At 31.5% G+C, this 12,517-nt stretch carries 6 protein-coding genes; all 6 read right to left on the reverse strand.

Annotated features, from left to right (window positions below):
• Nucleotides 1–155 precede the first annotated feature (155 nt).
• Nucleotides 156–8,078 (reverse strand): phage tail tape measure protein, encoded by a 7,923-nt coding sequence (locus tag HGI79_RS11105; protein WP_185650755.1) that lies wholly within the window; start codon nt 8,076–8,078, stop codon nt 156–158.
• 104 nt (nt 8,079–8,182) lie between these two features.
• Nucleotides 8,183–8,590 carry a hypothetical protein gene (locus tag HGI79_RS11110; RefSeq protein WP_185650756.1) on the reverse strand — a complete coding sequence of 136 codons (408 nt, stop codon included), beginning with the start codon at nt 8,588–8,590 and terminating at the stop codon, nt 8,183–8,185.
• Nucleotides 8,591–8,639: 49 nt separating this feature from the next.
• Complete coding sequence (locus tag HGI79_RS11115; protein ID WP_185650757.1) at nt 8,640–9,554, reverse strand: hypothetical protein; 915 nt, start codon at nt 9,552–9,554, stop codon at nt 8,640–8,642.
• Nucleotides 9,555–9,770: 216 nt separating this feature from the next.
• The gene (gene istB / locus HGI79_RS11120) at nt 9,771–10,541 is read right to left on the reverse strand and encodes an IS21-like element helper ATPase IstB (RefSeq protein WP_185650758.1); all 771 of its coding nucleotides are present in this window, start codon (nt 10,539–10,541) and stop codon (nt 9,771–9,773) included.
• Complete coding sequence (locus HGI79_RS11125; protein ID WP_185650759.1) at nt 10,531–10,875, reverse strand: hypothetical protein; 345 nt, start codon at nt 10,873–10,875, stop codon at nt 10,531–10,533. The genes istB and HGI79_RS11125 overlap by 11 nt, the downstream gene beginning before the upstream one ends.
• A gap of 37 nt (nt 10,876–10,912) precedes the next feature.
• Nucleotides 10,913–12,466: an IS21 family transposase gene (gene istA / locus HGI79_RS11130; RefSeq protein WP_185650760.1), complete on the reverse strand. Its 1,554-nt coding sequence runs from the start codon at nt 12,464–12,466 to the stop codon at nt 10,913–10,915.
• Nucleotides 12,467–12,517: the final 51 nt, after the last annotated feature.

The raw sequence follows: 12,517 nt of genomic DNA on the forward strand, positions 1-12,517 counted from the left end.
TACCTTTCTCTTTATATTATTCCCTAAAACCACTATACTTTTTGACTAGTGGATGAAGGCTCTTGACTAACTAAGTAAAGTCTGTAATTATAAACATCTACAAACTCACCTTTCTTCTTAAATGGAAACAAAGAAAAGAAGGCTGTAAAATTTAATTACAACCTTCTAAAATATCCTGCCCTATTAAATATTTTTTGGATATCTCCTAATATCTTTTTACTGATACTTTCCAATGACGGTAATACATCTTTATCTACATTACCGTCCACTCTGATTAAATTATCAAATTTAAATATACCTGGTTGTCCAGTTCCTACTAATTGTAAATTATTTGTGTTTGGTAGACTCAAATTAGGAAGAACACTAATATCACTAGAAGATAAATTCTTAATAAAATTATACAATTTACTTGCCTGACTTGAATTAAATACAACTTCAGATTTACTTGGCGAACCATGTACATTTGCCAATCCAGTATAATCTATTACTCCACCATTGTCATAAGAACCTTTTATCTGATTTGCCACAACTTCCATTTGAGATTTTGTTTGTTCTCTAGTACTTTGTGCATTAATTACTGTTACTCCTTTGTCTTTAAATGCTTGTATTTCTGCACCAGTGAATGACATCAACTCAGGACTAACTAAAATATCTCCAGCTTGTAGACTCGAATATACATAATCATGATTTTTACCACGAACATCAACTGCATTGTATCCAACTTGTGAGAATATGCTTGAAGCACTAGTATAATCACTAGGTCTATCTGGTGTTTCACCATCTATAGACAATGCTAAAACTTTATGTGCTTGTTTAACCCCATTACTTGTAGAATTTCCACTAGCATCTGTAAGTTGGTTGCCATCTCCTACGGCAGAATTAGGAACATTATAACTGGTATTATCAATCCTACTTATCTCAGAAGTTATAGAACTAAGATTTTTAGCAGCATCAATAGCTTTATTTATTGAAGCTATAAGATTGTTTTCAACATAGTCTTTCATTATACCAGCAGCGTCACCAAACTCTTCTGCATTCTTAATTAATGCATCCTTTAATGATAAAGAAGTGGTTTGTATTTCTGTGGATATAATACCATTAATATTAGTTGTAATTTCTTTTACATAATCTAATTGGTTATTTTGTATGGCTTTTGATGCTTCAGCATAAAGATTTTCAGATTTTAATAACTCATCGTACTTAGTATTAACTGCATCAACGGTTTTCTTATTAAAATCATCTTCGGCTTGTTGTTTTTCATCCATTCCTTTATTATAATTATCAAGTATGTCACTCCAATTTTGCTTATCTAACTCCTGACCTCTTTGGTATTGAGTCTCCTGAATATCCTCTTGTGCTTTTGCAATCTGTTTAGCTAAATCGGCTTTCCTTGCAACCGCTTCTTGAGAATTATCCATAGCCAATTCATTATACTGTTGCTGCAAATTTGCTAAGTTATCTTGTTTTTCTTTTAAGTCTTTATTAAAATTATGTTCATCTGTTTCTCTGTCAATTGCTGTTTGCTTTTCTTTAACAAAATCCTCAAAAGCTTTTCTCTCTTTTTCCATGTTCTTCATTGCAGCTTCATGGCGTTCAGTTTCCTGATCAAGTTCATATTTTTTGCGTAGTTCATAATTATTTTTTATAATATCTACTACTTTGCTTTGAATATCATTTAAATTATTAATTTTATCTTCATCAATTTTCTTAAGTTCATCATTTTGTGACTTAATGGCTTCAGTAGCACTATTAATCTTATCTTCATACTCAGCTATCTTGTCATTTATTTCATTCCATAAATAAGGAGTATCTTTTACAGCATCTCTATTTTTAATTAACTCATCTCTTTGTTGAATTAGTAAATCAATAATATCTTGATTCTTAGATATCTCTTCATTTACTAAATTAGCTTTGTCAGTAAAATAGCTACCACTATTTTCACTAAGAAGATTTATTTTTGTTTGAATTTGAGATAGCTCCCTATTAGTTTTTTCAAGTGCCTGGTCATTAACTTTAAACTTAATTTCCCACTCTTGCTGTGTTACTTTTACTAACTCCTGCCTAGTTTTCTCCATATCTTGTTTAACCTTGTCTATCTCATTTCCAATGATAAGTCTAGTACTTTCATACTTTTCATTAGCCAATTGATTTACAAGATAACTCATATAGCTTTGCTGTACCGACAATTGATTGGCAGTTTTCTTAACGATCTTATCAGCTACTTGATATTGAATGTCAGAAGTTGCTTTATCTCCCTGAGCTTGCATAAAACTAAAAGTATTTTGTAATTCTTGCAAATCATCCTTAATAGGTTTCATTGTTTGATCATATCTTTGACTATAATAATCTGCAAAGAATTTCTTCATATCTACACTTGTACTTGCTAAAGCTTGTTGTACACTTGTAAGGTCTTTTTGCATTTCTTGTAGCTGTGCATCATTATATTTCCCACTTTGAAGTTCACCAAGTATAAATTGTTGTTTTTGATATAAAACTCCATACTTTTCATTTATAGCCGTACCTTCTTGTGCTAAAGCATCTATATGTTGTTGACTACCAACTACCCACTCTTCAGTTTGACTTTTAATAGTACTCATATGATTTTCAGCAATAGTTACCTTATCATCAAACTCTCCTAAAGAATCTTTGAAAATATCAAGGTTTAATTTATCAAGTTCACTTTGTAATGCTACTGCTTTCTTCTTAGCTTCCTCTGCCTTAGATATAAACTCTTCTGCTGCAGTTGTACCAGAAGTAGTTCCTTCAACACCATCATCATTTATCTTACCATTACTATATTGACTCCAATAACCTTTTACTTTATTTAAATACTCGTCAGTTCCCTCTCCATAGCCTTTTATACCACCGTCTATACTACCAGCTTGATCAATTCTCTGTCTTAAATATTTTGCCAATCCTGGAATCGCTTGAGTAGGATCATATGGATTGAAAATTCCTTGTTCTGCTGCAGTAGACGGTAAAAATTGTGCTATTCCTTTTGCACCAGCAGATGAATCAGGTACGTTAGGATTAAAACTAGATTCTGTTTGAATTATGGCCGCAATTAAATTAGGGTCAAGATTATATTTAGCTCCTGAAGAATTTATTAAATCAGCATAAGCACCTTTCCATGCACCTGAATTACCACTACTAGTAACTGCAGCACCATTTATAGCACCTAAACTTTGAGCTTTCGCATAATCTACATCTATAGATTTTTTAGTCAACTCTATTTCCTGTTTAATGAGTTCCTGCTTCTGTTTTAGACCTTCTCTATAGTCGTTAGTATGTTGTGCTATTGTTTGCTGCCTTGCATCTAAATCAGCTACAGCACTCTCTAATGCCTTAATAGCATTTTCAAAGTCCTTAACCTCATTCTTTGCATCTCTAATAGCTTGTACCATTTTCTTTTGGGCGTCTGTACTATTATTTAATGCGGGGGTATAATTACCATCAATAGTATCAGCAGATGAACCATATATACTGTCAAGATTTTTTAAAGCATCTGTTAATTCAGGCATTTGTGCATATATTGCAGCAGTACTGGTACCCATACCATTCATAAATTCAGGGTTAACACCTAATTCTTTTGCTGCCTTTTGAGTCGCTATTTTTGCTGCAGTAATTTCAGCATTATACATTTCAATTCTTTTCTTTATCTCTTGATAAGTTAGTTTGGTGTTTCCGATTTGCCACTCAGCATGATTTTTCTTTTCATCTAGTTTTACTTTAGCATTGGTTTTAATGGTTTCATTCTCAGTATTAAGCATACCAATTTGATCATTTAACAAATCTGTATTCTTTACTGTAATATTCCCATCTTTATCCTTTTCTATGATTAATCCCTTAATATTTTCCGTTAGCTGATTAGATAGTTGCGACATTCTTTGTTTTTGAGTTGAACTTTTTTCTTCTGCACTACTTAACTTTTGATATTCTTGAATCTGAGACACTATTTGATTATTATGTTTAACTTGTGTATCTGTCTGTTTTTTAATATCATCTACAATTTTATTGTTTTCTAATTGTTTTTGAGCTGCAGATAAAGAATATACCTCTCCTGTGGTTTCATTAAACGCTACACCATTATCTTTTAGTATTTTGGTTTGTTCTTCGATAGTTTTATTTGCATTTCTTAAGTTAACAGTGTCAACTTTAACATCCCAACTCATCGGGTTTTCCATTTTTTCTTCTAGTTCTTTTTTCTTATTAATGGCATCTTGTAGCATCTTTTGTGTTTTTTCCAAGTTTACTGAATTACTCTTTATAGCTTCAACATTATTAGCCTTCATTGCTTCTGTAAGACCTTCATACGAAGTTTTTAACTCATCTGTTTGCTTCTTTAATTCTGCCTGATGTTTTGTATTTTCAGTTACAGCGTAAGTTATTCCTGCAATTACAGCAACTATCCCTAAAGTTGTAATGCCGGCAGTCGTTGTAAATAATGCTACCATAGTATCTTTTAAACCGATCAGTGCGACTTTTAAGGCTTCAACCACTCCTCCTGCCGTTACACTGGTTCCTAAAAACAATTTAAATATAGCATCCAATGCGGTCAACTCTTTTGATGTTTTAGTTATATCCATAGCAACACTAACAAAGTTTTTTCCAATTAATAGAATAGATGCTGCTAATGCGGCCATTCCTATTTTTCCTGCAGTAGAGTAACTTGAAATAGCTTGTAATGTATTTACAAACTTGGTCATCATGACTATAGCTCCATTAATAGTATCACTCTTAACTAATCCCATCCACATTTGTTCAGTTGCATTTTTAAGATCGTTTATTTTAGCTTCTGTACTTTCCGCATATGCCTGGTAACGCTCCATTGCACTTCCTGAAGAATTTAATTGTTTCTCTTGTAGGTCTAAAGCTTCATTATAATGACTCATCAAAACTACAAAATTTTCCCTTTGCCTTACACCTGCAATTGATTTAGAAACATCTGACTGTTGAAGTTCATTCAATGTGCCCCATTTCTTAGCAACGTCATTCATAACATCATTCATACTTCTAAATGAGTTTTGACTATCTCTAAGGCTTATTCCAACTTTTCTTAGACTAGCTTCTACATTAGAAATATCTTGATTTTCTGCATCAAACTTTTTGCCTTGCTTAACATCTTCCAACCTTGCAAATATAGTTTTATAAGATTCTCCAATACTTTGTGCAGATTTTCTAGTAACTGAGCTTACAACACCAATCCAAGATGCTAATTGAGGTAAGTTTACTCCTGCTAACTGTGCACTGGCAGCAGTTCTACTCATAGCCTCAGCAAGTTCTTTTGTACTTGTTGCTGCATTGTTATCTATAGTTGTTAACTTGTCTACTACATCCATAGTTTTTTCTGCACTAATTCCAAATCCATTTGTTATAGCAATAAGTTGTTCAGAAGCATCCTTTTGATCTTCACCAGCTATTTTACTCATTACAGTAGAAGATTTAAGTAATTGTCCTGTTTCTTGTGCATTGTGTCCTGCACGCAAGAACTCCTCTGAACCAGCCATAATTGAACTTGTAGTTTCATGAAGCTGTTCAGCAAGCTTACTATAATCTTGGGTCATGCCTTGAATCTGTTCTCTTGATTGTCCTGTTATCATAGCTATGTTAGTTTCTGCTTTATTTAAGTCATTTATAAAGACTATACCCTCTTCTACCTGGTGCATAGTTCCATAAACTGCATTAGTAGCTACTCCCCATATTCCTATTCCAGCGAAAGCAGTTTTAAGCTTGTCTCCAAAACTCATTTGTCTATTGATAGCATCTTTTAAACCGTTATCAAGTTGACGAATACTTTTTTCACCTGTACCCCCTGCTTCAACTAAAGCAAGTTGATACATATGCCATTGATCAGTACCCTCTTTAACTCTAGCTGTTACAGTTCTTATTTCATCACCATTTTTTAATCTTGGTAAAGAGCTAACTTTCATAATTTCTGCTTCAGTACCAAGAATTGTTTTAGCTAAATCTTCAAAGTCTTTTTGAGTACCTTTAACATTTGTGTTATCTAATTTTATCTTTACTTCTGAACTTAAAGACCCTGTAATATCGCTGCCATATTTATTTAAATTTTGTTCCCTTTTCATCTCATTAGTATAGTTATTAATCTTTGTTTTAATTTGAGATAATTGTTGATCTAATTTTTCTGTATTTAAATCAAGATTTTTTATTTCATTTTCAAATGCTTGAATTACATCTGGATTATAAGTGTCCTTATACTTAACCTTTAACTCTTCAAGAATTGCTAATTGTTTATTTTGGAATGTTTCAATTTCCTTTACAGTTCCATCATTTACTTTAGCTTGAGTAAAATCTAATTTAGTGTCAAGTTTTTCCTGAGTATTTCCTAACTTAATATTGTTATTTAAACTCAATTTAAGCTTTAGTGCTTCTAATTGTGATTCTTGAATTTTAAGTTCTTCTTGTAGTTTTTGTATATAGGTATCATCATCTTGATTTTTAACAATCTTAGTTTTTAAATCATAAATATCCTTAAGTAAGGTTTCTGCTTTTTTGTATTCAGCATTTTCTTGTTGAATAGCTAATGTGTTTACATTGTCTTTTTCTTTATTTTTAATTAAACTATCTTGTTCTACGTCATGAAGATTATATGTATCTAATTTAGATTTATTATTTGTATATTGGCTTGTTATTCTAGTCAGATTTTCATTAAGAAGTTTTGCTTCTTCTACATCTGCTGTAATTAACTGCTTCTTCAATTTTAATTCTGCGTCCAACAAAACATTTAACTGTTTATAAACCATCATTTGTGCATGACTACGATCTTCTGCTTCAATGCTTCTGGTTACTTCCTCTTCTCCATCTTTAATTTTTTTCATTATGGTTAGAGTTTCAGTTAAATTTTTCTTATACATCTCCATCTTACTTGTGGCTTCCATTTCACCAGTTTTGGTATTTGGAGTATAAGTAGTTTCTGAATGAATTAAACCTCCACCATTTTCTAGGGTGTTTTTAATTTTAACTTCTGCTTCTTCCCTATTTAATTCTATCTGTTTTTCTTTTTCAGCAGTTTCTTGTTTTAAAACCACTAAGTTTTCCTTATTGGCAGCTATTTCTTTTTCAATCTGTTCAGAAGAAGGTTCATATCCATTTAAGTTTGTTAAACTTTGCTTAATATTTCTAACCTCTTCAAGCTTTGAAATTAACTCAGTTAACTTCTCAACATTCCATGCCATCTGCTTTGCTTCTTCTTCAGAAGTTAAATTACTACTTACGGTTTTAAGGTCTTTAAGTCTTTTATATTCTTGCACCATGTCTGCTAAATATAAAGCCATTTGGCGAGTATCTGCTAAATCTTTTTCTGGAATTGCTAAAACATTGTTATTTAATAAACTATCACGTAATTCATCTAAATGTTGTGATGTTCCATTACGATCTTTATCAATTTTAATAGTTCCTTTAAATGCCTGTGCAATTCTTTCAAAATCATTCTTTGTGAAGTCAGAAGGGTCTAAATAAAGCGATTTGGCATTTTCTTTTAAATAATCTCTTACCTCTTTAAAAGGTCTTAGCATTTCTTCCTTAGCTTTACTATCAAGCTTAACAGTTTGCATACCTTTTCTCATTTGATTATTTATATTTCCCCAAACTTCTCCTAAGTCACCTATCCCCTTAACTCCATCAACTAAACTCTTACGAAGTTCTTCAGAATAACTAATACCTACACTTTTTGCAAAATCTTCTATTAGTTTCTTTTCACTATTTAAGGATGCCTTAATTCCAGATAAATCAGCACCGTCTTTATTAATAAAGTTAATTTTTATACCTTTTTGCAAATCTTGCATTGATTTAATTAATTCTAGTGCACCCCTTAATTCTCCAAGGTTTATACCACTGAAGCTGCCCTTAATGTTATTACTGATTGTTCCAATTTTCTTATCTATATTATCTAATTGTTTGACCGTACCATCTGCATCGAAATCTATACCTACAGGAACTTTAAAATCATTATGTCCCTTTATATTTCTTTTTAATTCATTTATTGCTGATTTTAACAAATCTTCATTTTGATCCACATTTCCAAAATTTAAATCAACCTTAATCGAAAGATCTCCCATGTTTTATCACTCTCCATTTATTTCTCAAAAAATAAATAGAGAGTATGAGCTTTTCTGCATCATACTCTCTATCTTTTTCACCTTTTATACCTTTTTAGTTTTATCTATTTCTTACCCTTAACCAAATTTACAAGATCTGCTTCAGTTAAATTAGCATATTGTAATAAATCTAAGTTGCCTTTTAAAGTATGTATTGTTGTTTTTGCAATTTCTGCCACAATATCCCTTAACTCTAAGCCTATTTCAGTTAAGATAAAATTAGGGTCTATTAAAACTTCCTCAAGCTCTTCTTTAGTTGTAGGCATTTCTAGATTTGTTAACAACGGAAATAGAAATCCTAAAACTTCTATATCAGCAATTTCAACCGATTTATCTTCTGGATTTGTGTGTCTAGCTATAAAATCCCTAATTAATTCTTGTTTTGTGTCATTAGGGTTATAAACAATTATTTCTTCACCCTCATATTTAAATACTCTTCTTATATCCTGTCTTTTTAAACTTGTTAATTTCATGTTTTAAATCCTCCTAAGATATCATTAATTTACTTATATTTTCAGTATTCTATGCCGCAAGTTCTTTTTTACATAATTTATTTTCAGCAAGAGAATACACTGCAAAATTTTTATTTGTTATAACAAAGTTAAAAAACCTATATCCTTCTGGACATAGGTCTTCTTTATTTCTTATTGGTCTGTAACGTAAGTTTCTAGTATATTTATCATATTTTTCAAACTTTTCAAATACCAAGTCTTTTGGTAATCTCATATCAATACCAAACACTTCTGAAAGCTCATCAAGTCTTATATCTGTTTGTAGCTTTCCCTCTTTTCCTATTCTTATTTTAGCATCTAACTTATACTTATCCTTTACAGCGTTAAACTCATCAAATCCATTTCTGTTAACTGTATATTCCATAAATTCAGCTAACTCATCATAATCCAATAAATGAAGCCATTTACGAGCTACAGGACGAAAATCTATTTTTTGAACTTGAAATGGTATCATAGTGCCATCTAAGTATCCTAAAATTAGCCTTTGTTCGTCAGTCCAGTTATTAATTTTTATACCATAGTAACTCATCATTTGAATAAGAGTACTAAGACATGCTTTATTACTATAAGAATCTCTTGTAATATTATCTATAGAATTTATATTGGCACTTAACTTATTTTTATTTTCTATATCATTATTACTTAGTAAAACAACATGGTTATCCCACGTTCTAAAATCTCCTCCATCTACTGCAAAATCACAGCATACCAATGTCTTATCACTTTGCTGAACTCTATAAGCTTCCTGGTAGTTAGCTTTATTTCCATTTGTATCCACAAAATAGTTAATTTCTCTTCCGAATAATTGTCGCTGCAAGCAAATACTTGCCCAAGAGTCTAAATCATCTGTCCCCAGTAAATCAAATTCTCTTCCTATTTCCTCCGCGCACCATACCGGAAACCTATCTTTTAATTCTTTTAACATAAAAAACGATGTAGTTACTACTACACCTATCTCATTTTGCCATGCCTCTTAAGTTTTACCTATATAATTAAGCATTTTTATCTCCTTCTTTTACTTATTTTGTATGTGTTTGTCATAAGTCTTATGTATGAAGTTCTAGCGATATGTAACTTGTATTTTATACATAATTTTTAGACCAAAATATAATTAAAAACCTTTCCACCAAAAGATGGAAAATTAGTTTTTAAGGCTATTAATCCATTCTTTAGTTTCTTTCATCCTATAAGAATTTCCATTCATATTAACAACATAAGATTTATGAGTTAACCTATCAGTCATTGCTGCTGTCATTACAGGATCACCAAATATTTCACCCCATCTATCAAAAGAAAGATTGGTTGTAATTATTGTTGATTTCTGACCGGCTCTTAATGAGATGTGGGTAAAGAGGAGCTCCGCCCCCTCTTTATCGGCAGAAATGTATCCGAATTCGTCTAATATAACTAGATCATACTTAGAAAGCTTATTCTGATAGCTCCTTAAATTTTTTGTTGACTTTAATTCTTTTAATTGTGTAATAAAAAGGGGCACAGTTGTAAATAATACTTTATATCCATCTAAGCATGCTTTTATCCCTAATGCGATAGCAATATGAGTTTTACCAGTCCCGCAGTTTCCAGAAAGAATTACATTTTGACCATCTTTTATGAACTTTAAACTGCTAAGATGCTTTAATTTTAATTGAGCATCAGCTGGTAAGTCTTCAATGGATAAGTCTTCCAAATACTTTTTATATGGGAAACTAGCAGTTCTAATCCTGCTTTGAGTTAGGTTATAATTTCTTATATCACATTCTTTTTGAAGTAGTCCACATAAGAACTCTTCATAACTAAGGTTATTAGCGTTAGCATCTTCAATTGCTACGTCAATGTCACTCTTTATAACTCCTAGCTTTATAACTTCAGCATATGTTTTTATATCACTAATAAATGAATTCTTAAAATTCATAGTCATTCACTTCCTGTTTCTGTAACAATTTTTTAAGATTTTCTACTTCATCTTCAAGGCTTCGCACCTTATACATTGCATTAATGTATTCATCCTTCAGTGCTTCATATCGCTGCTTTAATCGTAGCTCAGGCCCCTTTAGCGCTACGCTAAGTAGACCTTTATGGTAGTTTATCGCCATCTTCCGAATCTGTTCATACAAATCCTGCTCAGTATATTCATACGGAAAAGGTTCATCACCATATTCCTCCAAAAGAAAAACTTCTAGTTCCTCTGGTATGTTCATATGATATCTTTCACGTAAATATTTAATAAATAGCTTATCTGCTATCATTAATCATTCCTCCTTGCCTCATATAGGCAATTTGATTTTATAGATTTAAAAGCTCATTAAAATCGTTTAGAATATTCAGTGAATTCTTCTTGATTTCATCATTATGATCTTCTAGGTATATAATTTTAGGCTCATGTTTTCTGGCACAAATAAACTCAATTTTATCAATGCTGATATTAGTTGGACATACTTCGTTTAGATTATCTATAGCATTATTAACAGGTACAAGCCCATAATTGCCAACTAATTCAATTAGCTTTACAAAATCTCGCTCATTGTTGTTAAAATATTTAGAGTAGATATCTTTTAGCATAATGTCCATTTGCTTAAAAGCTGTACTGTTGACTAGCGCCTTCGGCTTTCTAAAAAGCGTTTTAGCGTAATGATTAATATCTATATGCCATAGATTCATGCCATAAATCTTATCATGTCTAGCTATTTCTTCCTGATTATAAAATACTAAAATTTTAGTGGTATATATCTTGCATCGTACCATTGTGCCAACGAAATCATCTGGTACAGAGTAATAACAGGAATCTACCATAATGGTGGAATATTTGTTTACTCTTAGGTCTGCGATAGCAGCTGTTTCATATAAAGGCATATCTGGTAATAAGTACTCTCGTTCATTACTCAATAATTGAACCGGTGACTTATTAGAATTGGATAAAGTTCTTGAATTTAATTTATTTAACATTTCATCAAGATAGGTGTTAGCCTCATTTAATGAGGTAAAAGTACGTTCTCCTGAAAATGCTTTCCTTCTTATAAATTCAACACTTCTCTCAACATGACCTTTTTCATTGCCACTATAAGCATTACAAAATCTAAATGCAAATTTGTAGTATATGGAGAGCTTTAAAAGAGCCTCTGTTGCTTCTTTCTCTATATGTCCCACGAATTTTGCTACCGCAACTTTGGTATTATCATAAACAACAGTTCTATGATTACCTTTGATTTGCTTAAAGAACAAAGCGTGAGCTTCTAGGAAGCAGCCTGTATTCTGTTTTGGAAATAATCTAGCCCATCTATAATTACTATAAGCCGCTGTAAATACTGCCAATTGAAATTCTTTTATACTACCATCATTCATCCTTAGTTTTACTACTCCAAAATCAAATTCTACTACATCTCCTGGAGCATATTCTTGGCGTATATACGCTTCGCGTTTTTTCCTTTCAATAGCATTTACAGCATTTACCACAGAGGGATAACTTATATCGTATCCTTCTTCAATTAAAGCTTCATACATATCTATTTTTTTCTTTTGCTGCTTAGATAATCCGCTTAGACGCTTTCGCTCATTCTCCTTTAAAAATTCATTAATTCTTTCAATAACTGCATCAGTTAAAACATTCTTAGTTCTTGGTGACGAGGTATATTTAGGCTTAGATGTTATATCATCAATAATGTTAATTTTTCCAATTTCACCTAAGTCATCTGTTACTTCAATCAGCTTATTTTCATAGCTTTTAACATATTTTCGTATGGTTTCTCTAGAAATACCAGTTTCTTTGCTTATTTGTCGCTGTGATTTTCCCTCCCTAATATGTTTTAATATAACCTCTTGTTTTTCATTCAAACTTATCACCCTCTACACGTCCTTCTATACTCAATATTATTACCAAAATATTGTTTGTAT

This window comes from Clostridium sp. DJ247, assembly GCF_014231265.1.